This is a genomic window from Sphingomonas sp., assembly GCF_965248875.1.
Taxonomy (GTDB): Bacteria; Pseudomonadota; Alphaproteobacteria; order Sphingomonadales; family Sphingomonadaceae; genus Sphingomonas.
This window is the reverse complement of sequence record NZ_CBDFKR010000003.1, coordinates 287615-310748: the sequence shown is the minus strand read 5'-3', so window position 1 is coordinate 310748 and position 23134 is coordinate 287615. Positions and strand designations below refer to the sequence as shown.

21 protein-coding genes, 1 tRNA gene and 3 pseudogenes are annotated in these 23134 nt (G+C 69.3%); 12 read left to right on the top strand and 13 right to left on the bottom strand.

Annotation, left to right across the window (positions count from 1 at the left end):
• Positions 1-74: 74 nt before the first annotated feature.
• Together lon and ACP2AD_RS01775 are read right to left on the bottom strand one after the other, a co-directional pair.
• Entirely contained in the window at positions 75-2489 is a 2415-nt protein-coding gene (lon, locus tag ACP2AD_RS01780) for an endopeptidase La (protein WP_425228358.1), read from the bottom strand.
• A 189-nt stretch (positions 2490-2678) separates the two neighbouring features.
• Positions 2679-2749: transfer RNA gene (locus ACP2AD_RS01775), tRNA-Gly, on the bottom strand.
• A 107-nt stretch (positions 2750-2856) separates the two neighbouring features.
• Between ACP2AD_RS01775 and ACP2AD_RS01770 the strand changes: the two genes are divergently transcribed.
• The 6 genes and pseudogenes from ACP2AD_RS01770 (at position 2857) to ACP2AD_RS01745 (ending at position 7317) form a co-directional block, all read left to right on the top strand.
• Positions 2857-3048, top strand: a complete 192-nt coding sequence (locus ACP2AD_RS01770; protein WP_425228357.1) for a hypothetical protein — start codon at positions 2857-2859, stop codon at positions 3046-3048.
• A gap of 15 nt (positions 3049-3063) precedes the next feature.
• Positions 3064-3468 (top strand): annotated as a pseudogene (locus tag ACP2AD_RS01765) (ECF-type sigma factor); the annotation flags it as partial.
• Entirely contained in the window at positions 3446-4186 is a 741-nt protein-coding gene (locus ACP2AD_RS01760; protein ID WP_425228356.1) for a protein kinase domain-containing protein, read from the top strand. The pseudogene ACP2AD_RS01765 and the gene ACP2AD_RS01760, both read left to right, overlap by 23 nt.
• A gap of 89 nt (positions 4187-4275) precedes the next feature.
• The gene (locus tag ACP2AD_RS01755) at positions 4276-5811 is read left to right on the top strand and encodes a hypothetical protein (RefSeq protein ID WP_425228355.1); all 1536 of its coding nucleotides are present in this window, start codon (positions 4276-4278) and stop codon (positions 5809-5811) included.
• A gap of 984 nt (positions 5812-6795) precedes the next feature.
• A pseudogene (locus tag ACP2AD_RS01750) lies at positions 6796-6903 on the top strand (PEPxxWA-CTERM sorting domain-containing protein); the annotation flags it as partial.
• 42 nt (positions 6904-6945) lie between these two features.
• Entirely contained in the window at positions 6946-7317 is a 372-nt protein-coding gene (locus tag ACP2AD_RS01745) for a hypothetical protein (RefSeq protein ID WP_425228354.1), read from the top strand.
• On the opposite strand, the gene ACP2AD_RS01740 is transcribed toward ACP2AD_RS01745, so the two are convergent.
• Positions 7314-8072 (bottom strand): competence/damage-inducible protein A, encoded by a 759-nt coding sequence (locus ACP2AD_RS01740; protein WP_425228353.1) that lies wholly within the window; start codon positions 8070-8072, stop codon positions 7314-7316. The two genes, ACP2AD_RS01745 and ACP2AD_RS01740, sit on opposite strands and share 4 nt — an antisense overlap.
• Positions 8073-8125: 53 nt before the next feature.
• Here ACP2AD_RS01740 and map point away from each other — a divergent pair, with 53 nt between their 5' ends.
• Positions 8126-8953, top strand: coding sequence for a type I methionyl aminopeptidase (map, locus tag ACP2AD_RS01735; protein WP_425228352.1), 828 nt, complete (start codon positions 8126-8128; stop codon positions 8951-8953).
• A gap of 50 nt (positions 8954-9003) precedes the next feature.
• On the top strand, positions 9004-9384 hold the full coding sequence (locus ACP2AD_RS01730) for a hypothetical protein (RefSeq protein WP_425228351.1): 381 nt from the start codon (positions 9004-9006) through the stop codon (positions 9382-9384).
• A gap of 4 nt (positions 9385-9388) precedes the next feature.
• Here the strand turns inward: ACP2AD_RS01730 and ACP2AD_RS01725 are convergent, their stop codons facing one another.
• Positions 9389-11107 carry a hypothetical protein gene (locus tag ACP2AD_RS01725; RefSeq protein WP_425228350.1) on the bottom strand — a complete coding sequence of 573 codons (1719 nt, stop codon included), beginning with the start codon at positions 11105-11107 and terminating at the stop codon, positions 9389-9391.
• A gap of 90 nt (positions 11108-11197) precedes the next feature.
• Positions 11198-11383, bottom strand: coding sequence for a hypothetical protein (locus ACP2AD_RS01720; protein ID WP_425228349.1), 186 nt, complete (start codon positions 11381-11383; stop codon positions 11198-11200).
• A gap of 120 nt (positions 11384-11503) precedes the next feature.
• On the opposite strand from ACP2AD_RS01720, the gene purL reads away from it, so the two are divergent.
• The 3 genes and pseudogenes from purL to bfr all read left to right on the top strand — a co-directional run.
• Positions 11504-13750, top strand: coding sequence for a phosphoribosylformylglycinamidine synthase subunit PurL (purL, locus tag ACP2AD_RS01715; RefSeq protein WP_425228348.1), 2247 nt, complete (start codon positions 11504-11506; stop codon positions 13748-13750).
• A gap of 79 nt (positions 13751-13829) precedes the next feature.
• Positions 13830-13997 carry a (2Fe-2S)-binding protein gene (locus ACP2AD_RS01710; RefSeq protein WP_425228347.1) on the top strand — a complete coding sequence of 56 codons (168 nt, stop codon included), beginning with the start codon at positions 13830-13832 and terminating at the stop codon, positions 13995-13997.
• 27 nt (positions 13998-14024) lie between these two features.
• Positions 14025-14501: pseudogene (gene bfr / locus ACP2AD_RS01705) on the top strand (bacterioferritin); the annotation flags it as partial.
• A gap of 267 nt (positions 14502-14768) precedes the next feature.
• On the opposite strand, the gene ACP2AD_RS01700 reads toward bfr, so the two are convergent.
• The 8 genes from ACP2AD_RS01700 to ACP2AD_RS01665 form a co-directional block, all read right to left on the bottom strand.
• Positions 14769-15191: an Hpt domain-containing protein gene (locus ACP2AD_RS01700; RefSeq protein ID WP_425228346.1), complete on the bottom strand. Its 423-nt coding sequence runs from the start codon at positions 15189-15191 to the stop codon at positions 14769-14771.
• 105 nt (positions 15192-15296) lie between these two features.
• Positions 15297-16673: a ribosome biogenesis GTPase Der gene (der, locus tag ACP2AD_RS01695; RefSeq protein WP_425228345.1), complete on the bottom strand. Its 1377-nt coding sequence runs from the start codon at positions 16671-16673 to the stop codon at positions 15297-15299.
• 95 nt (positions 16674-16768) lie between these two features.
• Positions 16769-18097, bottom strand: a complete 1329-nt coding sequence (locus tag ACP2AD_RS01690; protein WP_425228344.1) for a PQQ-binding-like beta-propeller repeat protein — start codon at positions 18095-18097, stop codon at positions 16769-16771.
• Positions 18094-18795: a tetratricopeptide repeat protein gene (locus tag ACP2AD_RS01685; RefSeq protein WP_425228343.1), complete on the bottom strand. Its 702-nt coding sequence runs from the start codon at positions 18793-18795 to the stop codon at positions 18094-18096. Before ACP2AD_RS01685 ends, ACP2AD_RS01690 begins: the two co-directional genes overlap by 4 nt.
• 75 nt (positions 18796-18870) lie before the next feature.
• The gene (gene panB, locus ACP2AD_RS01680; RefSeq protein ID WP_425228342.1) at positions 18871-19749 is read right to left on the bottom strand and encodes a 3-methyl-2-oxobutanoate hydroxymethyltransferase; all 879 of its coding nucleotides are present in this window, start codon (positions 19747-19749) and stop codon (positions 18871-18873) included.
• A gap of 34 nt (positions 19750-19783) precedes the next feature.
• Positions 19784-20242 (bottom strand): hypothetical protein, encoded by a 459-nt coding sequence (locus tag ACP2AD_RS01675; protein WP_425228341.1) that lies wholly within the window; start codon positions 20240-20242, stop codon positions 19784-19786.
• Positions 20243-20293: 51 nt separating this feature from the next.
• Positions 20294-20575, bottom strand: a complete 282-nt coding sequence (locus tag ACP2AD_RS01670; RefSeq protein WP_425228340.1) for a DUF427 domain-containing protein — start codon at positions 20573-20575, stop codon at positions 20294-20296.
• A gap of 10 nt (positions 20576-20585) precedes the next feature.
• Positions 20586-20930 carry an ArsC family reductase gene (locus ACP2AD_RS01665; protein ID WP_425228339.1) on the bottom strand — a complete coding sequence of 115 codons (345 nt, stop codon included), beginning with the start codon at positions 20928-20930 and terminating at the stop codon, positions 20586-20588.
• An 88-nt stretch (positions 20931-21018) separates the two neighbouring features.
• On the opposite strand from ACP2AD_RS01665, the gene ACP2AD_RS01660 reads away from it, so the two are divergent.
• On the top strand, positions 21019-23061 hold the full coding sequence (locus tag ACP2AD_RS01660) for an NAD(+) synthase (RefSeq protein WP_425228338.1): 2043 nt from the start codon (positions 21019-21021) through the stop codon (positions 23059-23061).
• Positions 23062-23134 lie beyond the last annotated feature (73 nt).

The window sequence follows — 23134 nt, the reverse complement described above, 5'->3', positions numbered from 1 at the left end:
ATCAGAATCGCGCGGATAGCAAGCGAGTAGTTAACCCCCGCCGGATAACCTGTGTCAATGCCGTCCAGCGGCGCTCAATGGTGCAGTTCGCCCACGATCGGCACAGCGGGCGGCGGCGCGATCTGCGCGCCCGGCGGCAGCGCCGCCAGCTCGTCCGCCTCCGACCAGTCGATCGCCTCGACCGGCTGCGTCAGCGCGAGCGCCAGTACCTCGTCGACATGCTTGACCGGCACGATCTTCAGCCCGTCCAGGATGTTCTGCGGGATGTCGGCGAGGTCCTTCTCGTTCTCCGCCGGGATCAGCACCGTCTCGATGCCGCCGCGCAGCGCCGCCAGCAGCTTCTCCTTCAAACCACCGATCGGCAGCACGCGGCCGCGCAGCGTCACCTCGCCCGTCATCGCCACCTCCTTGCGCACCGGCGTCCCGGTCAGCGTCGACACGATCGAGGTGACGATGCCGACCCCGGCCGACGGCCCGTCCTTGGGCGTCGCGCCTTCGGGCAGGTGGATGTGGATGTCCTTGCGCTGGAAGACGCTGGGCTTGATCCCATAGCTCGGGCTGCGCGCCTTGACGAAGGAGAAGGCGGTTTCGATCGACTCCTTCATCACGTCGCCCAGCGTGCCGGTCAGCTTTGCCGCGCCCTTGCCCGGTACCGTCACCGACTCGATTGTCAGCAGCTCCCCGCCGACCTCGGTCCAGGCCAGGCCGGTGACCGCGCCGATCTGATGCTCCGTCTCGCTCAGCCCATGCCGGTACTTCTGTACACCCGCAAATTCATGAAGATTGTCGGGCGTGACGGTGACGCTGGTCTCCTTGCCTTCCAGGATGCGGCGCAGGGCCTTGCGCATCAGCTTGGCGATCTCGCGCTCCAGCGTCCGCACCCCCGCCTCGCGGGTGTAGCGCTGGATCAGCGCGCGCAGCCCGTCATGCGTCAGCGTGAACTCGCCGGGCTTCAGCCCATGCGCCTCTAACTGCTTCGCCAGCAGGTGGCGCTCGGCAATCTCGACCTTCTCGTCCTCGGTATAGCCCTCCAGCCGGATGATCTCCATCCGGTCCAGCAGCGGCTGCGGCAGGTTGAGCGTGTTCGCGGTGCAGACGAACATGATGTCGGAAAGGTCGAGGTCGATCTCGAGATAGTGATCCTGGAACTTGCCGTTCTGTTCGGGGTCGAGCACCTCCAAAAGCGCAGACGCCGGATCGCCGCGAAAATCCTGACCCAGCTTGTCGATCTCGTCCAGCAGGAACAGTGGATTGCTGCTGCCCGCCTTCTTCAGATTGGTCACGATCTTGCCGGGCAGCGAGCCGATATAGGTCCGGCGATGGCCGCGGATCTCCGCCTCGTCGCGCACGCCGCCGAGCGACTGACGCACGAACTCGCGACCGGTCGCGCGCGCGATCGACTGACCAAGCGAGGTCTTGCCGACACCGGGCGGCCCGACCAGGCACAGGATCGGCCCCTTCAGCTTCTGCGTGCGCGCCTGCACCGCCAGATACTCGACGATCCGGTCCTTGACCTTCTCCAGCGCATAATGGTCCTCGTCCAGCACCGCCTGTGCCGCGGCGATGTCCTTCTTGACCTTGGATTTCTTGCCCCAGGGAAGCCCCAGCAGCACATCCAGATAGTTGCGCACCACCGTCGCCTCGGCGCTCATCGGCGCCATCGACTTCAGCTTCTTCAGCTCGGCGGTCGCCTTGGTTCGCGCCTCCTTGGACAGCTTCAGCGTCGCGATCTTTTGAGTCAGCTCCGCGATCTCGTCGCCGTCGCTCTCGTCGTCATGATTGCCCAGCTCGCGCTGGATCGCCTTCAGCTGCTCGTTCAGATAATATTCGCGCTGTGTCTTCTCCATCTGCCGCTTGACGCGCGTCTTGATCTTCTTCTCGACCTGGAGGACGCCCAGCTCGCCCTCCATCAGCGCGAACGCCATCTCCAATCGCTTCCGGGGGTCCGGCTCGACCAGCAGCGCCTGCTTGTCGGCAACCTTGACCTTCAGATTCGCCATCACCGCGTCGGCGAGCTTGCCCGCGTCCTCAATCTCACCCAGCTGCACCGCCGTCTCGGCCGGGGTCTTGCGATTGCCCTTGGCCCAGGTCTCGAACTGGGTGACGACGGAGCGCATCAGCGCCTCGACCTCCGGCCCCTCCGCCGCGTCGTCGGCGACCGGCTCGATCGTCGCGGTCAGGTACGCGCCGCCGCCGTCAAGCTCGACCATCCGCGCGCGCGCCGCGCCCTCGACCAGCACCCGGACAGTGCCGTCGGGCAGCTTCAGGAGCTGCAGCACGGTCGCGGTGACGCCGACCTCGTGCAGGTCGGCGCGCGCTGGATCGTCCTCCGCGGCATCGAGCTGCGCGACCAGGAAGATCTCCTTGTCGGCGGCCATCGCCGCCTCCAGCGCGGCGACCGATTTGTCACGCCCGACGAACAGCGGCACGATCATGTGCGGGAAGACGACGATGTCCCGCAGCGGCAGTACGGGCAGGGTCTGGTGCATGGATACTCCGGCGGGCGTACAGGCGTCGCCCGGTGCAGCAAGCTATATGGGATGAGGTGAAGAGTCCGGCAACACTTGGATGGGCGGCGCCGCGGCAAAGCCGCGCCGTCGAAGCTCAGCTTGGGCCGGGCCCGGCCGCGCTGGCGCGTCTTAGACGCAGCCTCGCTGCGTCAATGCGCGCGGCGCGGGAGCGGGTGAAGGGAATCGAACCCTCGTCGTAAGCTTGGGAAGCTTCTGCTCTGCCATTGAGCTACACCCGCGTTCCCCGCGCGGCGCCGCCGTGCCACAGCGTGGCGGCGCGCGTCAACGGCGGCCTCGCGGCCGCGGGGTGGCCCCGGTCGCGGGCCGTCGCCGCCTATAGCGGTGCATGTTCGGGACATCCGTCCAACCACCGCCGCTTACGCGTTTCACCTTTCCGCCCGACACCGGGCGCATGGGGGACTCGGCGCGACATGCTGAAGCCGGCACGCCGGCGGCGCTGCTGGCCGCCTGCTACGACGATGTGCGCCGCATCGCCCGCGCGATCCTGGCGCGCGACGGCATGGCGCGCGTGATCTAGGCGACCGAACTCGCCAATGAAGCAGCGATCCGGCTGATGGGCGTCGACCGCATGGCGATCGCGGGCAAGGCGCACATGCTGGCGATGGCCGCGCGGACGATGCGCCGCGTGCTGATCGACGAGGCGCGCAAGGGGTCGGCAGTCAAACGCCAGGCTCCTGCCTTCGTCACCGTCTGGCCCGACGACGACGCAGGCGCGACGATCGACGTCGCCGATCTCGACCGGGCGCTGGACGCGCTCGCCGCCTTTTCGCCGGAACATGCGCAGGTGGTAGAGCTGCGGTTCATGCTCGGGTTGACCTTCGGGGAGGCGTCGGTCGCGAGCGGGGTGCCCGAACGCACGATCAAGCGGCGCCGGGCGGCGGGACGCGCCTGGCTACTCGACTATCTCCAGGCCGATGCCGGACCCGTCCCCGCCTGAGGTCGAACGCCGCGCGCTCGCACTATTCGAGCGGCTGTCCGGGCGAGAGGACAATGTCCGGCTACGCGCCCGGCTGCTCCGTTACGCCACCGCGCCAGTGCGCGCGCGTCTCGCCGCGCTGGAGGCGAGCGCCGGCCGCGCCGCGCGCGTGCTGCCGACGCTGCTGTCCGACGGCGACCATCCCGGCGACGAGGCCGCGCCGCCGCCGCCGGCGCGGATCGGCGCGTTTCGCCTCACCGATCACATCGGCCGGGGCGGCATGGGTGATGTGTGGGCGGGCGAGCGTGACGACGGGCTGTACGAGCAGAAGGTCGCGATGAAGCTCATCCAGCGCCGCGCGCTCCACCGCGCCGCTGCGGCGTTTGACGACGAGCGGCGCTTCCTCGCGCGACTGGAACACCCCAATATCGCGCGGCTGATCGACGGCGGCGTCACGGCGGACGGCCTGCCCTGGCTGATGATGGAATATGTCGATGGCCGGCCGATCGACGAGGCGGCGGCCGGCCTGACCGACGCGCAGCGGGTCGCGGTGGTCGTCAAGGCGATCGACGCCGTGCAATATGCGCATAGCCGGATGGTCGCACATGCCGACCTGAAGCCGTCGAACATCCTGGTCGACCGGCAGGGCGCGGTGAAGCTGCTCGACTTCGGCATCGCCGCGCTGATCGGCGGCGATGCGCGGTCGACGCCGGGGTCACGGCCGGATCGGGGCCGCTGACACGCGAGTATGCCAGCCCGCAGCGGCTGGCCGGTGACCCGCCCTCGGTCGCGGACGACGTCTTCGCGCTCGGCAAGACGATCGCGCGGGTGTTCGGCGCGACCGCCGATCGCGAGCTGCTGGCGATCGGGGCCAAGGCGCAGCATCCCGATCCGGCGCATCGCTACGACAGCGCGGCGGCGATCATCGCCGATTTCGACCGCTGGCGCGCGATGCTGCCGGTCAGGGCCATGCCGGACCGCCGCCGTTACCGGATCGCAAAGTTCGTCGAGCGGCACCGTCGCGGCGTGATGGCGACGGGCGCGGCGCTGGTCCTGCTCAGCGCCGCCTCGCTGATCGCGACCTCCAGCTATGTCCGCGCCGAACAAAGCCGCCGCAGCGCAGCCGCCCGCTTCGGCGAGGTCAGGACCTTGTCCGGCTTCATGCTGTTCGATCTCTACGACCAGCTCGCCGCGAAGCCCGGCACGGTCGCCGCGCGCGCGCAGCTGGCGGCGACCAGCGCGCAGTACCTCGATCGGCTGCACGTCGCGGCCGATGCGCCGGCGGACCTGCAGCTACAGACCGCGATCAGCTTTCGCCGCCTCGCCGCGATCCAGGGGCTGCCGGGCACGTCCAATCTCGGGCACCCCGATCTGGCGCTGGTGTCGCTGGCGCGCGCCGAAGCACTGCTGCGCGGCCTGATCGCTGCCGGGCCGCGTGACGAGGCGGTCTGGGCGCAGCTCGGCTGGGTCCTTTCCGACCGCTGGAGCCTGCATCGCGACGGCGCGCAGTCGCAGGCGCTCAACGCCGCCGCCCGCGCCGCCTTTGCGCGTGCGCTGGCGCTCGCTTCTGCCGACCCGGTCGCACGGGCGGGCGCGATCCAGTCGGAGGAGAACGCCGCCTATGACCTGATCTGGACCGCCGACGCACCCGCCGTGGCGCTGGTCCGGGCACGGCGCGCCCTGGCCTCGCTGCGTGCGCAGCGCTGGCCGGTGGCGTTCACGGACCAGGTCGCGACGCTGCAGATCCAGCTGCTCGACCGCATCGGCGACGCGCTATATTATGGCGGCGACATTCCCGGCTCGCTGGCCCCCTATCGCGAGGCCGACGCGCTGATCGACCGCATGATCGCGACCCGCGGCGCAATCCCGACCTGGCTGATCCGCAAGGGCGAGAGCGCGTTCAACATCAGCGGCTCGCTGGGCGACATGCCCGGCCGTGAAGCGGACGCGCTGGCGGTGGCGCAGGACGGCATCGCCTCGCTCACCCAGCTGCTCGGCTTCGGCCCCGACGCCGCGGCGGAGAAGAAGCTGCTGGTGCTGCTGGGGCAAAAGGCGGCGCTGCTCGATCAGCTGGGGCGGACGCACGATGCGCTGACGCCGTCGCTGGCGAGCGTGAGCCTGCGCGAGCGGCGGCTCGCCGGGTCGCCAGGGGACGCCCAGCGCCGCCGCGACCTCGCGATCGGCATCGCACCTTATGCCGAGCTGCTCGCCAAGGACGGCCAGCCGCGACCGGCCTGCGCCGCCGCCGGCCGGGCCGTCGCGATCTGGGCCGGGCTGCAGCGCGAAGGGACGCTGGGCGTGCTCGACGCGCGCAAGAACGCGCCCCATGCGCAGACGCTGCAAAGAAACTTCTGCACGCCCTAGCCCCATGTGGCCCGCTTTGCCGGTCGCCCGCGCCTTTCTGAATGTCTCGATCGACAGGAGGGCTAAGGGGTGAACATCAGGACTTTGATTGCCGCGACCACATTGGGCGCGGCCTTTGCGGCGGCGACGCCGGTGTTCGCGCAGAACGCGCCGGACGTGTACGACAAATGCTATAACAACGTGAACGGCGCGGCGGGGACGATCTATGCCCATGCCTGCGCCGGCGCGACCGTCAACGCGTCGCAGTCGGCCGCGTCCGGCAACATCGGCAACGGCTACAGCGCGCCCAGCAACTATGCGCAGGGAAACGGCACCGTCTCCACCACGGCGTCAAACGGCGGCTGGACCGATCGGGCGGCGGCGTCGGCGGGCAATTCGTCGATCAGCACGAGCAGCAGCCTGACCGACGGCAAGCTCCATTCCTACGCCGCCACCGGCAGCGACGGCAGGGCCTACAGCCTCGCGCGCATCGGCGACACCGTGACCTTCAACAACACCACCGGGCACAGCCTGACGCTGGGCATCGGCTACACCTATGACGGCCGGTTCACCGGCGCGGGCGGCAGCAACGGCGACACCGCGGCGATCTACCTGAACATCGCGGACCCATCCCGCAACATCACCTTCGCCGGCAGCGGCCAGGAAGTCGGCGGCTATGGACAGACGCTCGCTTATGCCGACGGCTTTTTCGATCAGCGATGGCTCAACGCCGGCACGGCCGCCGATTTCAGCCTTTCCAAGTTCGGCACGCCGGGCAGCGGCCTGTTCGGCGGGGCGGTCAGCACGACGATCAGCATTCCGGCCGGCACGTCGCAGCTGGGCTTCGCGCTGACGCTCGACATCGCCTGCGGTGTGCTGAACTCGGTCTGCGATTTCGGCCAGACCAGCGCGTTCAACTTCGGGGCGCTGCCTACCGGGCTAACCTATACCTCGCAGTCGGGCGTGCTTTTCTCGGCGCTGACGCCCGTCGGTCCGATCGTCGGCGGGGTGCCCGAGCCCGCGTCTTGGGCGCTGATGATCCTAGGCTTCGGGCTGGTGGGCGCGGCGATGCGCTCCCGCCGGCCGCGGGTCGGCGTATTGCAGGCCGCCTGAGGCGACACGGAACGGTCCTGGGGGGTCGCCCGTTCTGGGCGGATGCAGGACCGTTCCGTCGACCCCGAACGCCCGCGCGGCGCCAACCCCTTCGATGCGCCCGACGGCTATTCCGGCCAGGGCTATACCGCCGGACGTGAGATCGCCGAAGGCGCGGCGGCGGCCGGTCCGGCGTTCCGGCCGCAGGTCGACGGCCGCGACCTGCCGCCCGACACTGGCCGCCGCGCCGCGATCGACCGGGCGACGGGCGAGGTGCACGGCAGCGGCGCCGGGATCGGCGGCGGCAATCCGGGCGAGGATTTTGACAGCGCCTCGGCGTCGGGCGACGCCTATCCATTGACCGGCGGCGAGGGCAGCGATGGTACGCCGGGTCCGCTCGGCCCCCAACCGGCCCAGCCGACGCCGCTCGGCTAGATCCCGCCCGCCACCACCGTCCGCCCCGCCCCCTCCAGCGCAGCGGTCAGGTCCGCCAGGCAGCGGTCGACCAGCGTCTCGTCCGGGCTGCGCACGACGAAGTTCGCTCCCACCTTGCCGTCGCGGAAGAAGGGATAGGAGCCGATCGCGACGCCCTCGTGCGCGCGCTCCTGCTCGCGCAGGATGTCGGCGACCTCGCTCTCCGCCATCCAGCCGCCGATCTGCTTCGACACCACCGGTCGTCCGCCCTCCAGCGTCCCCGTCAGCGCATCGAGCATCCCGGCGGTGATGTGCGGCACGCCAGCCATGATGAAGATGTTGCCCCAGCGGATCCCCGGCGCCCCCGACAGCCGGTTGGGGATCAGCGCCGCCCCCGCGGGCACGCGCGCCATCCGGCTGCGCGCCTCGGTCAGCCCGCCGCGCGTCGCGTAATAGCGCTCCAGCACCGCCATCGCGTCGGGATGATGCTCGACCGCGACGCCCAGCGCCGCGGCGATCGCGTCGACGGTGATGTCGTCATGCGTCGGGCCGATGCCCCCGGTCGTGAACAGATAGTCGTTGCGCGCCCTGAGCGTGTTGACCGCCTCGACGATCGCCGCCTCGACGTCGGGCACGACGCGCACCTCGGCCAGCCGGATGCCCTGGACGTTGAGCCAGCTCGCCAGCTGCGCGACGTTCTTGTCCTGCGTTCGCCCCGACAGGATCTCGTCGCCGATCACGACCAGCGCGGCGGTCCAGATACGCTCGGTGCTCACGTTACCGACCCTAGCCTCGCAAAGCCGTCGCCGTCACGCTATATCGCCCGGCGATGACCGATTACCTGACCATTGCCGCCGATGCGCCGATGACGCGCACGGGGGCGATCAAGCTCCACGGCGCGGCCGCGTTTGCAGGCATGCACAGGGCCGGGCGGCTCGCGGCCGAGACGCTGGACATGCTGGTGCCGCACATGGTTCCGGGGGTGACGACCGCGACCATCGACCGGCTGATCTACGACTTCATCGTGGCGGCGGGCGGGCTGCCCGCGACGCTGGGTTATCGTGGCTACACTCACTCGACCTGCATTTCGATCAACCATGTCGTCTGCCACGGCATCCCGTCGGAGAAGACGCTGAAGGCGGGCGACATTGTCAATATCGACGTCACCCCGATCCTGGACGGCTGGCACGGCGACTCCAGCCGCATGTACCTGATCGGCGACGTGCCCCTGAAGGCGCGGCGGCTGGTCGAGGTGACCTTTGAATGCCTGATGCTCGGCATCGAGCAGGCGCGGCCCGGCAACCATATGGGCGACGTCGCGCACGCCATCCAACGTCATGCCGAGAAGCATCGTTACGGCGTCGTCCGCGACTTTTGCGGGCACGGCGTCGGCCGCCTGTTTCACGACGCGCCGGAGGTCGTCCATGTCGGCAAGCCCGGCACCGGCCCGGCGCTGCGCCCCGGCATGATCTTCACGATCGAACCGATGATCAACATCGGCCGCCCCGACGTGAAGCTGCTCGACGACGGCTGGACTGCGGTCACCCGCGACCGGTCGCTGTCGGCGCAGTTCGAACATTCGATCGGCATCACCGAGACGGGCTGTGAGGTCTTCACGCTGAGCCCGAAAGGCAATACGCTGCCGCCTTACGTCTAGGGCGACCGCCGTCGGGAAAGCGGCGGGAGCCCGCAACGGGGGAAGTGCCGATGTACAAACCGATGTTCTCGGGCGCGCGGCAGGTGCGCGCCGGCTGGATCGACGACCGTCACTGGGTCGAACTACTCGCCGACATCGAGGCGATCGGGCTGGTCGCGTACAAATACCTCCTCGCGCTGCACCGCACCGGGGTGGAGGACCCTGTCCTGTGGGTGAGCGCAGAGGAGTCGGCGGACATGTTCGGCAGCCTCTTCGCGTCCGAGGACAGCGAGACAACGGTGGTCCCGCGCGCCAAGAGCTTCACCCTCGGGGCGTTCGTCAACGATGCGCACGAGAATTACGGCCGCAGCCCCGACTGGGGCGATGAGTCGGCGTTTGAGGCGCGGGCGTTCGAGATCGTCCGCAGCAAGCTGGCGTCCGGCGCGATCTGACCGTTCAGCTTGTGGGCGCGGCGCCGGCGAGCAGCGCCTGCGCGGTCCGGCGATCGGCCGTGTCGTAGGGGCCCAACGCGACAACTTGCAGCAGACGACGGCCGAGGTCCGGCCTGCCCTGCCGGATCAGCTCCGCGGCAAGCGCCAGCCGCGGCCCCGGCGCCGCGGGCACGCTTCGCACCGCGTGCGCCAAGGCGGCCAGCGCCGCCGGCGGCGCGCGCTCGCCCGCCGCGGTATAGCTCCACACCCACGCCAGCGCGGCCAACGGCGTACCCTGGTCGAGTTCCGTCGCCCGCTGCGCCACCGCCCGCGCGCGCGCCAGCATCGCGGCCCGATCGGCAGCAGCACCGGCGATCGCCTGCCCGGTCAGCGCCTCCGCCTGCCAGCCCATCGCGCGCGCGTCGGTCGGCGTGGCGGTTAGGACGCGCTCGGCGGCGGCGAGGCAGTCGTCGTACCGGCCGCCGCGGCACGCCGCCTCCGCCGCGAACAGCATCGCCTCGGCGTCATAGGGCGGCGTCGCCGTCGTCGCGCGCACCGCCGCCAGCCAGTCTGCCTGCGCTGCCGCCGGCCCCGCCAGCCGCGCTGGCATCGCTAATCGCATTTCCACCGCCGCCCCCGCCGCCGGGCTCAACGCCGTGACCAGCGGCGGGTCGATCGCCGCGCCCGGCGTCGCGGTCCGCGCATAGGACAGCGTCCGCGCCGGATAGTCGTTCAGTTCGCGCTGAAGCCGCCCCGGGTCGGTGAACGCCGTCGCGGCCTGGGCGAGCGGCGCGCCGTCATGGACCGCGGCCATATACTGCGCGAACTGTCGGCTGCGCGCCGCGGGCAGCGGCGAGAAGAGGAAATAATGCGCCAGCAGCCAGGCATGGTACGGCGTCCACACCGCCGCACCGCCGCGCGGCGCGCCGCCTGATTGGGCTGGCGGGTCCAGATAGCGGCCGCTCAGCACCGCCGCGACGTCGACATCGCCATAGGCCCGGACGATGTCGCCATAGCGCATCGGCGGCCGCGCATAGTCGACCGCCCCGTCACCGCGCACCTGCACGGTCGAGAACAAGGCGGCGATGCCGTCGAGATACCAGCGCGGATAGACCGCGGGCACATGAGTCAGGATGAAATGCTCGGCGAACGCGCCATACAGCTCGCCGCGCCACGCCCGCCGCACCGGCAGGTTGGGGGTCAGATGCGAACAGGACACGCCGCCCTGCATCGCGTCCTCCGCCGCCCCGCCGCCCTGCGCCACATCGTCGCAGGTCAGGCTGGCGGCGCGGCGAGTGTTGGTGCTGATGTCGCGATCGGCCTGGACGACCGCCAGCACGTCGCCATCGTCGCCCGGCGCGTAATAATAGCCGCCCGCGAAGGGCGCCGCGTAGGAGTCGCCGCCGGCGTCGAGCCCGAGCGCGTGGAAGCGGTCGCGCGACTCGATCAGCGTCACCTGCAGCTTCGCGGTCTCGTCATGCGGATCGCCGTGGCGGTAGAGCCGCGTCAACAGCCCATACAGCCGCTCCAAGTCGATCGCGACCTTCGCCAGCTCGGCGTCGCCCAGCTTGCCGGTGACGACGACATGCGCCGTTTCGGCGCGCTTCCACGGACTGCGGGCGGCGACGTTCGCCACCACCGTGACGTCGGAGCCGGTCGCGGACGATAACGCCGGCGGCGCTTGCTGCGCGGTCGCCGCCGTCGCCGCCGATGCGAAGATCGCGAACCCCGCTACCGCCCGCATGCGATCCCCTCGCGCAACGACCCTGCCGCGCCGAGGGGGATTGCCGCGTCCGCGGCGCAACCGCCAGTCCCTATCGAACCGGCGTGCGGCTTAGTGGTAGTTGCACTTCTTGACGCGGTGATGCGCGACGTATTTCACTTCGCACCGCTTGATGCGATGGTGCGGGAGCAGCCGCACGGGGCCGTGGACGACGCGGGTATAGTGACGCGCCGCGGCTGGTTGGGCGGCGCCAGCGAGCGCCACGGCGGCAAGAGCGGACAGGGCGATGATCTTCATGGGGTTGCTCCGAATAGCGCGAGGCAGGTACGCATGCGCAACCACATCGTTCCTGCCCCCCCCTTCCAGGCCCTCCGGCCGCGCGTGACGCGCCCGCTTCTCGCGGCTAGGGCGTGGGGCATGACCGCCGAGCCCGCGCCCGCCCCGATCACGTCCGCGATCGTCGCCCGACATGGCCTGTCGCCCGAGGAGTATGATCGCGTCCTGCATGCGCTCGGCCGCGAGCCCAATCTCGTCGAACTCGGCATCTTCTCCGTGATGTGGTCGGAGCATTGTTCGTACAAATCCAGCCGCATCCACCTCAAGAAGCTGCCCACCACCGGGGCCCGGGTGATTTGCGGTCCCGGCGAGAACGCCGGCGTGGTCGACATCGGCGACGGCCAGGCGGCGATCTTCAAGATGGAGTCGCACAACCACCCCTCGTACATCGAACCCTATCAGGGCGCCGCAACCGGTGTCGGGGGTATCCTGCGCGACGTGTTCACGATGGGCGCGCGGCCGATCGCGAACCTCAATGCGCTGCGCTTCGGTCGACCCGATCATCCCCGCATGCGTCACCTCATCGCGGGTGTGGTTCGAGGTATCGGCGGCTATGGTAACTGTGTCGGCGTGCCGACGGTCGGGGGCGAGGTGAACTTCCATCCCGCCTATGACGGCAACATCCTGGTCAACGCGATGACCGTCGGCATCGCCGATCGGGACAGGATCTTCTATTCGGCCGCGTCGGGCGTCGACAATCCGATCGTCTATGTCGGGTCGAAGACCGGCCGCGACGGCATTCACGGCGCGACCATGGCGTCCGCAGACTTCGGCGCCGACAGCGAGGAGAAGCGTCCGACGGTGCAGGTCGGCGACCCGTTCACCGAAAAACTGCTGATCGAGGCCTGCCTCGAACTGATGGCCTCCGACGCGATCGTCGCGATCCAGGACATGGGCGCGGCGGGCCTCACCTCGTCCTCGGTCGAGATGGCGTCGAAGGGCGGCGTCGGCATCGAGCTGGTGATGGACGACGTGCCCCAGCGCGAAACCGGCATGTCGGCCTACGAGATGATGCTGTCGGAATCGCAAGAGCGTATGCTGATGGTCCTCAAGCCCGGGCGCGAGGCGGAAGCGGCGGCGATCTTCCGCAAATGGGAGCTCGATTTCGCGGTGATCGGCCGCGTCACCGACACCGGGCGGATGGTCCTGCGCCATCGCGGCGAGATCGTCTGCGACATCCCGCTCGGCCCGCTCGCCGACGAGGCGCCGAGCTACGACCGGCCCTGGACCCCGACCACGCCCCCCGCCCCGCTCGGCGAGCTGCCCGACGCGACCGACATCGCCGCCGACCTCCTCGCGCTGATGGGCTCGCCCGATCTCGCCAGCCGCCGCTGGATCTGGGAGCAGTATGACTCGATGGTCGGCGCCGACACCGTTCAGCGCCCCGGCGGCGACGCAGCCGTCGTACGTGTCCACGGCACGCAAAAGGCGCTGGCGATGACGACGGACTGCACACCGCGCTATTGCTTCGCCGACCCGGTCGCGGGCGGTCGGCAGGCGATTGCGGAGGCGTGGCGCAACCTCTGCGCGGTCGGCGCGACCCCGCTCGCCGCGACCGACTGCATGAACTTCGCCAATCCCGAGCGGCCCGAGATCATGGGCCAGTTCGTCGGCTGCATCGAAGGCATGGCCGAGGCCTGCCGCGCGCTCGACTTCCCGATCGTGAGCGGCAACGTCTCGCTGTATAATGAGTCGAAGGCGATCGGCGGCGGTTCGGCGATCCTGCCCACTCCCGCGATCGGCGGCGTCGGGCTGCTGGCGGACTGGCGCAAGTCCGCCACGATCGCATTCAAGCAGCCCGGCGACGTCATCCTGGCGATCGGCACCCGCAGCGGTCATCTCGGCCAGACGCTGTGGCTGCGCGAGGTGCGCGGCCGCCAGGGCCGCGACGCGGGCCCGCCGCCGCCGGTCGACCTCGCCGCCGAGCGCAAGGCCGGCGACTTCATCCGCGGTCAAATCGAGGCCGGGCACGTCACCGCCTGCCACGACGTAGCCGACGGCGGCGTCGCTGTGACGCTCGCCGAGATGGCGCTGGCGGGCAATGTCGGCGCGCTCATCGACAAGCCGCAGCCGTTCGGCTGCGCCCGCGCCTTCTTCGGCGAGGATCAGGGTGTGTACGTCGTCACCGTCGACGACCACGCGCTGCTCGACTTCTTCCACGCCGCCCACGTCGCCGATGTCGAGGCCGCCCCGCTCGGCCGCACCGGCGGCACCCGCCTGATTTTCGAGCGCGCGCATGCCGACTATGCCGTACCGCTGGCAACACTACGAACAGCGCATGAGGCGTTCTTTCCGGCGCTGATGGGTACGGACGCCGCTCTGGCGTAATCGCTACTGCGACAGACTCATAACACGCTTGCGAACAGTTCTCATTAGCACTACAGACCGCTTAGAGAAGGAGCGGTTGATGGTCGTTTGCATCTGCAATGCGATTCGCGAGCATCAGATTCGCGGCGTCGCGCGCACCTGCACGACGCCCTGCCAAGCCTATTCAGCGCTCGGCTGCCAGCCCAAATGCGGACAATGCACCCTCGCCGCGCGCGCCATCCTCGACGAAGAGCGGGCTGCCGCCTGAGCTCGGGCGACGGAGGACGGCATGGCGATCAAAGGCGACCCGCGGGTCATCGAGCTGCTGAATGAAACGCTCAAGAACGAGCTGACCGCGGTCAACCAATATTGGCTGCACTACCGCCTGCTCGACCATTGGGGCGTCTACAAGCTCGCCCAGTACGAGCGCGCCGAATCGATCGACGAGATGAAGCACGCTGACTGGCTGGCCGAGCGCATCCTCTTTCTCGACGGGCTGCCCAATTTCCAGCTGCTCGGCCGGTTGCGGATCGGCGAGACCGTCGAGGAGGTGCTCAAGTCCGATCTGGCGATGGAGCTGGAGGCGGTGGAGCAGCTCAAGGGCGCGATCGATTATTGCGAAGGCGCGAGGGACTTTATCAGCCGCGAGTTGTTCGCACGCATCCTCGCCAGTGAGGAGGAGCATGTCGACACGCTGGAACGGCAGTTCGAGATGATCGCCCGGATGGGGCTGCACAATTATGTGCAGCTCAATGCGATGAGCGAGGACGACAAGCCGAATGCCGGGGCGGCGCCCATCTCAAGGGCTGAGCGCAGTCGCGTTCGCGCGGCGCGAACGATAATGCTGTCCTACAGGCGCAGCGCGGTGGTAGCGTGTCGAGTGCTCTTTGACATCGCCGAAGTACGCCGGCGGCTTGCCGCGCCACGCACCAGGCGTGGTTGGGTGAAAGGCGTTTATGCCTCTACTTAGCCTCTACTTCCGGGATCGGCACCGGGGCAGGGAATGCGAGATTACGCCTCAACCTCCTCAACTTCCGCGTCAGTAGCTCGCCACCCGCCGCCCGAAGCCGCCGCCCTGCGGCTTGCGCGCCACCAGCGGGTTGGCCTCGCGTTCCAGCAGCTCCAGCGTCTGCGTGAACAGCGGCCTGAGCTTGACGATGTGCGGCAGCGCATCCTCCGGCGTGTCGTGCCGCTCGACACAGTCGCGCGCGGTCATCTCGATCTGTTCCGCCAGCAGCGCGAGCGGCTCCGCCCCGAACTGACGCGCCTCACCCTTCAACGTATGCGCGGGGATCACGATCGCGGCGGCGCTCTTGGCGCGCATCGCCTGTTCGATCGCCGCCACCGACTTGACGCCGTCCTCGCGAAAATAGCCGAGAATGCGCACAAATCCGGCGCCCAGTTCGCTGCGCGCCTGGCCAAACGCGGCCCAGTCCACCAAGCTGTTGCCTTCGACTGCCACTCATCGGCTCCCCGGACGCCTGTGTCATGCGTCTGTTGAGCATCCCTACCCCGATCCGGTAAACAGACGGTTTCCCCTCATCCATTCGGATGAGAAGGTCCGCGCTTAGCCCTCCCGGCCGCGATCGAACGGGTTCTTGGGCGCGCGCAGCGTCAACCGCACGGGCACCGCGCCAAAGCCCAGCTCCTTGCGCATCGAATTCACCAGGTAGCGCTCGTAGCTGGCGGGCAGCTGATCGACCCGCGTGCCGAATATGACGAATGAGGGCGGCCGCGTCTTTACCTGCGTGACGTAGCGCATCTTGATCCGCTTGCCGCCCGGCGCCGGCGGGGGGTTGGCGTCCACGGCTCGTTCGAACCAGCGGTTCAGTTCGCCGGTGCCGACCCGCTTCGACCACGCTTCGCGCGTTTCGAACGCGGCCTGGAGCAGCTGGTCGATACCCTTGCCGGTCGCCCCCGACACGGTCATCACCGTCACGCCCTTGACCTGGCTCAGCCCGTCCTCGAGCGCCTTCTTGACGCCGTTGAACAGGGAAGAGGCGTTCTCCGCCACGTCCCATTTGTTGAGTGCGATGACCAGCGCGCGGCCCTCTTCCAGCACCCGGTCGGCGATCCGCAGATCCTGCGCCTCCAGCCCCAGCGTCGCGTCGAGCAGCAGCACGACGACCTCGGCGAAGTCGACCGCGCGCAGCGCGTCGGCGACCGACAGCTTCTCCAGCTTGTCCTGCACCTTGGCGCGCTTGCGCATCCCGGCGGTGTCGATCAGCCGCACCGCCCGGATTTCACCGGACGGGCTCGCCCAATCCCAGTCGATCGCGATCGAATCGCGGGTGATCCCCGCCTCGGGCCCGGTGATGAGGCGGTCCTCGCCCAGCATCTTGTTGACCAGCGTCGACTTGCCCGCATTGGGGCGGCCGACGATGGCGAGCTTGAGCGGCGCGTCGGGGCGGTCGTCTTCCTCGGCCTCGGGCACGACCGCATCCTTGCCTTCCAGCAGCGGCAGGATCGCCTCGAACAGCTCGACCACGCCCTCGCCATGTTCGGCCGACAGCTCGACGGGGTCGCCGAAACCGAGCGCCAACGACTCGATCACCCCCTGGTCGCCCGCTCTGCCCTCGGCCTTGTTGGCGACCAGCACCACGGGCGTCGACGACCCGCGCAGCCAGCGGGCGATCTCCTCGTCCAGCGGCACGATCCCGGCGCGCGCGTCGAACAGGAACAGCGCAACGTCCGCTTGCGCCACCGCCGCCTCGGTCTGCTGGCGCATCCGGCCCGGCAGCGATTGCGCGTCGTGGTCCTCGTACCCCGCAGTGTCGATGACGCGGAAGTCGAGCCCGACCAGATGCGCGTCGCCCTCCCGCCGGTCGCGCGTCACGCCCGGCCGGTCGTCGACCAGCGCCAGCTTCTTGCCGACCAGGCGATTGAACAGCGTCGATTTGCCGACGTTCGGGCGGCCGACAATCGCGACGGTGGGAAGGGACATGAGCGGCGACTAGCAGGGTGAACGCGTCACGTCTTCCCTCTCCCCTGAAGGGGAAGAGGGCGGAGCCGCGCAACGGCGTGGGAGAGGAAACTCGCCTACCGCCAGGCGGTCAGCCGTCCTCGCTGATCCACCGTGTACAGCACCGAATTGGCCACCACCGGCCCCAGTGCGAAGCCGTCCTTGCTCACCCGCGCGGTGCTCAGCACATGGCCGTCGGTCGGCGACGTGTACACGATCTCGCCTTCGCTGTTGGTCAGCACCAGCTTGCCGCCCGCCAGCACGGGGCCGAACCAGGTTATCGGCCCCTTGCGGCTGCGCTCCTTGCGGAAGCGCCGGAGCTGCGCGATCCACCGCGCCTTGCCACTTGATCCCGAAAGACAGACCAGCCGGGCGTCGTCGGTGACCACGAACAGCCACTCGCCCGCCAGCCATGGCGTCGAGATACCGGCCAGGTTCTGCTCCCACTGCCGCCGCCCGGTGCCGAGATCGAGCGCGACCATGCGCCCGCCCTGCCCGACCGCATAGACGCGGCCGGAATCGATCACCGGCGCCGCGTCGATATCGGCGATCGACGAGACGGAGGTCGAGATCGAGCTGCGCCCCAGCGCATCCTGCCAGAGCTGGCGGCCGTTCTCGTAGCGATAAGCGTTGAGCTCGCCGCTCGAGAAGCCGGCGATCACCGACCCCTGCCCCGCGGCCGGGGCGGCGACGCCGAACACGCCCTGCGTTTCCGCCGTACCCTGACCCGCCCAGTTTACCGCGCCGGTGTCCTGGTTGAGCGCATAGAGCTGGTCGTCCTGGGTCAATACATAGACGATGCCGTTCGCCACCGTCGGACTGCCGCGCAGCGGGCCACCCGGCTTGGCGCGCCACAGCTCATGGCCGTCGCTCGCCTGCAGCGCCACAACCTCGCCGAGCCCGTCGGTCGCGTAGAGCTTGCCCTCGTCGAAAGACACGCCGCCGCCAAAGCGCGCCTCGCGATTGGTCCGGTCCCGCGGGATGCCGACCGTCCACAGCGCCGCGCCGGTGTCGGCGGCAAAGGCGTGGACCTGCGCATCGACGTCGACGATGTACAGCTTGCCGTCGGCGATCACCGGGGTGGCCGCCAGCCGTTCGCGGTTGGAGCCGCCCGCGATCTGCGCCGACCACAGCCGCTGCGGCGCCTCGCCGAGCGCCAGCTGGCCCATCGACTTCTGCGCATTGCCGCCCGGCTGCGTCCAGCCCGGGTTGACGGCGGCGGCGGGCAGCAGCACCTCGACGGTGGCGATGCTGGGATCGGCGGCGATCGACGTCTCGCTGACCAGGATCGGCACACGATTGCCGACCGTCGGCGTATGGCGGCCGTGCCCGCCCTTGAAGATGCCGCAGCCGGCCAGCGCCATCAGGGCCGCCGCCATCAGCGGCGCGCGGAAATAGGTGCTCATGGGGTAGGTGTAGCTCCTGCGGAAGGGGCGGCATCGACGCCCATCGAACCGGCCATCTGAACCGCGCGTTGACGGATGGTTTCCGGCACGCCCTCGTCTCGCGCGATCTGACCGAACAGCCGCCCGGCAAGATCGCGGCGGTTCTGGCGGAGATAGGCGACCGCGGTCATCTCGCCCGCGCTACCGAACCAGGGATTGCCGGCGACGGCCAGCGGGCGCAGCCGCTCGACCACCTGCTGCGGCGGCATCGTGTCGAACTCGGCCGCGGTCCGGCGGATGGTGGCGAGATCACGCAACGGCTGCCCTAACGAAGCATCGCCGGCGACGGCGGCGTATTTCGCCACCGCTTGCGGCAGCTTGTTCTGCGCCAGCAGGATGTCGCCTTCGGTCAGCAGCGCCATGGCGCGCGTGCCGCCGCCGTGCGCCTGCTCCAATGGCGCGAGCGCCTGCGCCGTCTCGGCAGGGCGCCCGGCGTTGAGATGATCATAAGCCGCGGCGAGCTGTTCGCCTTCGACGCCCGCGCGCTTCTCGTTGTGGCTCTGCCAGTACAGCCATCCGCCGAACGCCGCGAGTACCGCGATAACCGCCACCACCGCGATCCGGCCCCAGCGTCGTGCGGCGTCCGCGATCTGGTCGCGGCGCAGCTCTTCGTCGACCTCGCGCAGAAATGCTTCGTCGGTGGCGGGCGGACGGGCCAAGGGGTACTCCGGCAACGGGGAAAGGCTGCGCTCTTAGCCGGGCGATGCCGCAAACGAAAGGGTCGGGCGGACGAGTCAGGGCTTCGCCGCGTAGACCTGCTCCGCGCCCGGGAAGCTGCGCGCGCGCACCTCGGCCGCATAGCTCGCCGCCGCCGCCTCTATCCGCCCGCCCAGGTCGTCGAACCGCTTCACGAAGCGTGGCACCCGCTCGAACAGGCCGAGCATGTCCTCGGCCACCAGCACCTGGCCGTCACATTGCGCCGATGCGCCGATGCCGATGGTGGGACAGTCGACGCTTTGCGTGATCGTCACCGCGATCGGCTCGACCACGCCTTCCACGACGATCGCGAACGCCCCGGCGCGCGCGACCGCCTGCGCGTCATCGACGATCTTCGCCGCCTCCGCCCGGCTGCGCCCGCGCGCGCCATAGCCGCCGAGCATGTTAACCGCCTGCGGGGTCAGCCCGACATGCCCCATCACCGGAATGCCGCGTTCCGACAAAAAGGCGATAGCCGGCGCCATCGCCGCGCCGCCCTCCATCTTCACCGCCGCCGCGCCGGTTTCCTTCATCAGGCGTGCGGCGCTGGCGAACGCCTGTTCGGGCGAGCCTTCATAGCTGCCGAAGGGCAGGTCAATCACCACGACGGCATGATAGCTGCCGCGCACCACCGCCGCGCCATGCGCCGCCATCATGTCCAGCGTGACCGGCACGGTCGAAGGCAGCCCATAAACCACCTGCCCCAAGCTGTCGCCGACCAGCAGCAGGTCGCAATGCGGGTCGAGCAGCTGCGCCGTCCGGACGGTATAGGCGGTCAGCATCACCAGCGGCGCGCCCTCGCCGCGCGCGATCTCCGCCTTGCGCCGCCGCACCGCGGGCACGGTAAGCCGCTTCATCGGCGCCGCGACGGGGGTGGCGCGGCTGGTGGAGGTGTCGAGCGTGAAGGTCGTGGACATGGCGCGGGGGCTTACGCGCCGCACGTCGGGCGCGCTAGAGAGCGGGAACTGCCCGCCGCTCACCCTGCAGCCACCCCCGCCGCCGCCCAGTCAGCGCGAGCCAGACCTGAGAGACGCAGACCGCTGCGATGAACAGCGGGAAATAGATCGTCCCCACACCCTTGTGTGCGATCAGGTCGGTGCTTGCAAACAGATAGCCATATTGCACGATGACGCACAGCAGTGAGAGCACGAACAGCGGCGTTGCGACCCGGTTTCGGGCAAGCAGCGCGATGCATCCGCCGATGCCGGCAACCTCGGCCAAGGCGAAGTTCCAATTGTACCACCAAGGCATGCTGGCGAAGAGCGCCCGGTCATATGCCGTCGTCGGCGCATATGCTTCGGCGCCGAGCCGGAACTGCTGGATACAGGCGTAGGCTCCGACCAAGTTCCACAGCAACAGGATCACGGCGGCGATGGTGAACCAGGTCGGCGCGACGATTCTCGCGGGCATGGGCTTTCTCCCCTCCCCGCCAGACTGCGCCAGCGCGGCGCCGGCGGCAAGTCAGGCGACGGTGACGCCCTTCCAAAAGGCGTAGCGCCCCTTGATCGCGGCGGCCGCCGCCTTCGGCTCGGGATAGTACCAGGCGGCATTGAGGTTGCGCGCGCCGTCGACGATCAGCGTCTTGTAGCTCGCCTCCCCCTTCCACGGACAGGAGGTGTGGGTATCGCTGTCCTCGAGCAGCGTGGCATCGACACTGTCGGCGGGGAAATAGTGGTTGCCTTCGACGACGACCGTGTCGTCGGACCGCGCGATGACGGTGCCGTTCCAGCGTGCGGTGGGCATGGCGATCCTCCTAGCAGCCTAGCGCCGCGCTATAGGCGTCGGGCCTGAAGCCGGCCAGCACCGTTTCGCCCGTGTCCAGCAGCGGGCGACGGATCACGGACGGATGGGCCAGCATCAGCGCGACTGCCGCGTCGGGCGCCACGACCGACCGCTCGGCGTCGGACAGCTTGCGGAAGGTCGTGCCCGACCGGTTGAGCACCCCATCCCACCCGAGCCGCGCGACCCAGGCGCGCAGCTTCGCCTCCGGCACGCCGGCCGTCTTGTAGTCATGAAAGTCGTACGCGACACCCGCCGCGTCCTGCCAGGCGCGCGCCTTCTTGACCGTGTCGCAGTTGCGGATGCCGTAGAGGATCATGTCGCCTCTTACCGCCAATCCCGGGCGCGCTGAAAGCATCCACTTCGGCGGGGATGACGGAGACGGTGGACAGGCCTAACACGCCGCCATGACCCATCCCTTTTACTCGATCCACAGCCACGGGATGGTCCGCGTCGCCGCCGCGACGCCGCGGGCGAGTGTCGGTGACGCGCCGTTCAACGCCGAAGCGTGCATCGCGCTGGCGCGCCGCGCCGACGCGGCGGGGGCGGACCTGATCGTCTTTCCCGAACTCAACTTGACCTCCTACGCGATCGACGACCTGCACCTGCAAGCGGCGCAGCATCGCGCGACCGCGCAGGCGCTGGCAATCGTGGTGGAGGCGAGCCGCGACGTCGCCTCCGTGCTGCTGGTCGGCGCGGCGTTGCCGCGCAACGGGCGGCTCTACAATTGCGCGGTTGCGATCGCACGCGGGCGGGTGCTGGGTGCGGTGCCCAAGACCTATCTGCCGAACTACCGCGAATATTACGAGAAGCGCTGGTTCGCGAGCGGCGGCGGGCTGACAGGGCTGACGATAGAGGTCGCCGGGCAGCAGGTGCCCTTCGGGACCGACCTGATCTTCGCCGCCAGCGACCTGGACGGCTTCGTCTTCCACGCCGAGATCTGCGAGGATTACTGGGCGCCGACGCCGCCCTCCACCGCCGGGGCGCTGGCGGGCGCGCTGATCTGCTGCAATCTGTCGGCGTCGAACATCGTCATCGGCAAGGCGCGGGAACGGGCGCTGCTCGCCGCGGCGCAGTCGGCGCGGGCGATGTGCGCTTACGTCTATTCGGCTGCGGGGCCGGGCGAGAGCACCACCGACCTCGCCTGGGACGGCCAGGGGCTGATCCATGAACTGGGCGAGCTGCTTGCCGAATCCCAACGTTTCACCAGCGACGACTTCGTGCTGGCGGACGTCGATCTGCAGCGGCTGGCGCAGGAGCGGCTGCGCACCGGCACCTTTAATGAGGGCGCCGCGCGCGCCGGCCATCCCGAAACGCAGTTCCGCCGCGTCCTGTTCGATCATCGACCGGCCCTGACCGACTTGGGCCTCCAGCGCACGATCCGCCGCTTCCCCTTCGTGCCCAACGATCCCGGCAAGCGCGACGCGGATTGTTACGAGGCGTTCAACATCCAGGTCGAGGCGCTCGCCAAGCGATTGTCGGCGGCGGGCGCGGGGAAGCTGGTGATCGGCGTGTCGGGCGGGCTCGACTCCACCCACGCGCTGATCGTCGCCGCCAAGGCGATGGACCGGCTGGGCAAGCCGCGCGCCGACATCCTGGGCTTCACCATGCCGGGCTTCGCGACCGGGGAAGCGTCGAGGAGCAACGCCTGGGCGCTGATGCGGGCGCTCGGCATCACCGCCGAGGAGATCGACATCCGCCCCGCCGCGCAGGCGATGATGGCGACGATCGGCCATCCCGCCGCGCGCGGCGAGGCCGTGTACGACGTGACCTATGAGAACATTCAGGCGGGGCTGCGTACCGATTACCTGTTCCGTCTCGCCAACCAGCGCGGCGGCCTTGTGCTCGGCACCGGCGATCTGAGCGAGCTGGCGCTGGGGTGGTGCACCTATGGCGTCGGCGATCACATGTCGCACTACGGTATCAACGCGGGCGTGCCCAAAACGTTGATCCAGTTCCTGATCCGCTGGTGCATCCGCACCGATCAATATGACGTAGCTACCGATGCGGTGCTCGACGCCATCCTGGCGCAGGAGATTTCGCCCGAGCTCGTCCCCGCCGATGCGTCGGGCGCGCTGCAGAGCACGGAGGCGGCGGTCGGACCCTATGCGCTCAACGACTTCTTCGCGCACTATCTTCTGCGTCACGGGCTGCTGCCGTCCAAGGTTGCGTTCCTGTGCTGGCACGCCTGGCGCGACGTGGACGCAGGCCGCTGGCCAATGGACTTTCCCGCCGGCGCGCGGGTCGCCTACGACCTGCCGGCGATCCGGTTGTGGCTGGAGCGGTTCCTTCAACGCTTCTTCGCTGGCAGCCAGTTCAAGCGCTCCGCGCTGCCCAACGGTCCTAAGGTGTCGGCGGGTGGCGCGATCAGCCCGCGCGGCGACTGGCGAGCACCTTCGGACGGGAGCGCCCGGGTCTGGCTCGACGAGCTCACAGCCAATGTCCCGTGACGGGACCGTCATCGAACCGTCACAAGACGAGCCCTGTGCCCTTCCCGCAACGCCAAGGGGACAAAGCCTTTCA

Excerpts from the sequence above, each read along its gene's own strand:
- lon (WP_425228358.1), bottom strand. The coding sequence starts at position 2,489 with ATGCACCAGACCCTGCCCGTACTGCCGCTGCGGGACATCGTCGTCTTC.
- ACP2AD_RS01770 (WP_425228357.1), top strand. The coding sequence starts at position 2,857 with ATGTTCGGGACATCCGTCCAACCACCGCCGCTTACGCGTTTCACCTTT.
- ACP2AD_RS01760 (WP_425228356.1), top strand. The coding sequence starts at position 3,446 with ATGCCGGACCCGTCCCCGCCTGAGGTCGAACGCCGCGCGCTCGCACTA.
- ACP2AD_RS01745 (WP_425228354.1), top strand. The coding sequence starts at position 6,946 with ATGCAGGACCGTTCCGTCGACCCCGAACGCCCGCGCGGCGCCAACCCC.
- map (WP_425228352.1), top strand. The coding sequence starts at position 8,126 with ATGACCGATTACCTGACCATTGCCGCCGATGCGCCGATGACGCGCACG.
- ACP2AD_RS01730 (WP_425228351.1), top strand. The coding sequence starts at position 9,004 with ATGTACAAACCGATGTTCTCGGGCGCGCGGCAGGTGCGCGCCGGCTGG.
- ACP2AD_RS01725 (WP_425228350.1), bottom strand. The coding sequence starts at position 11,107 with ATGCGGGCGGTAGCGGGGTTCGCGATCTTCGCATCGGCGGCGACGGCG.
- ACP2AD_RS01720 (WP_425228349.1), bottom strand. The coding sequence starts at position 11,383 with ATGAAGATCATCGCCCTGTCCGCTCTTGCCGCCGTGGCGCTCGCTGGC.
- purL (WP_425228348.1), top strand. The coding sequence starts at position 11,504 with ATGACCGCCGAGCCCGCGCCCGCCCCGATCACGTCCGCGATCGTCGCC.
- ACP2AD_RS01710 (WP_425228347.1), top strand. The coding sequence starts at position 13,830 with ATGGTCGTTTGCATCTGCAATGCGATTCGCGAGCATCAGATTCGCGGC.
- der (WP_425228345.1), bottom strand. The coding sequence starts at position 16,673 with ATGTCCCTTCCCACCGTCGCGATTGTCGGCCGCCCGAACGTCGGCAAA.
- ACP2AD_RS01690 (WP_425228344.1), bottom strand. The coding sequence starts at position 18,097 with ATGAGCACCTATTTCCGCGCGCCGCTGATGGCGGCGGCCCTGATGGCG.
- panB (WP_425228342.1), bottom strand. The coding sequence starts at position 19,749 with ATGTCCACGACCTTCACGCTCGACACCTCCACCAGCCGCGCCACCCCC.
- ACP2AD_RS01675 (WP_425228341.1), bottom strand. The coding sequence starts at position 20,242 with ATGCCCGCGAGAATCGTCGCGCCGACCTGGTTCACCATCGCCGCCGTG.
- ACP2AD_RS01670 (WP_425228340.1), bottom strand. The coding sequence starts at position 20,575 with ATGCCCACCGCACGCTGGAACGGCACCGTCATCGCGCGGTCCGACGAC.
- ACP2AD_RS01665 (WP_425228339.1), bottom strand. The coding sequence starts at position 20,930 with ATGATCCTCTACGGCATCCGCAACTGCGACACGGTCAAGAAGGCGCGC.
- ACP2AD_RS01660 (WP_425228338.1), top strand. The coding sequence starts at position 21,019 with ATGACCCATCCCTTTTACTCGATCCACAGCCACGGGATGGTCCGCGTC.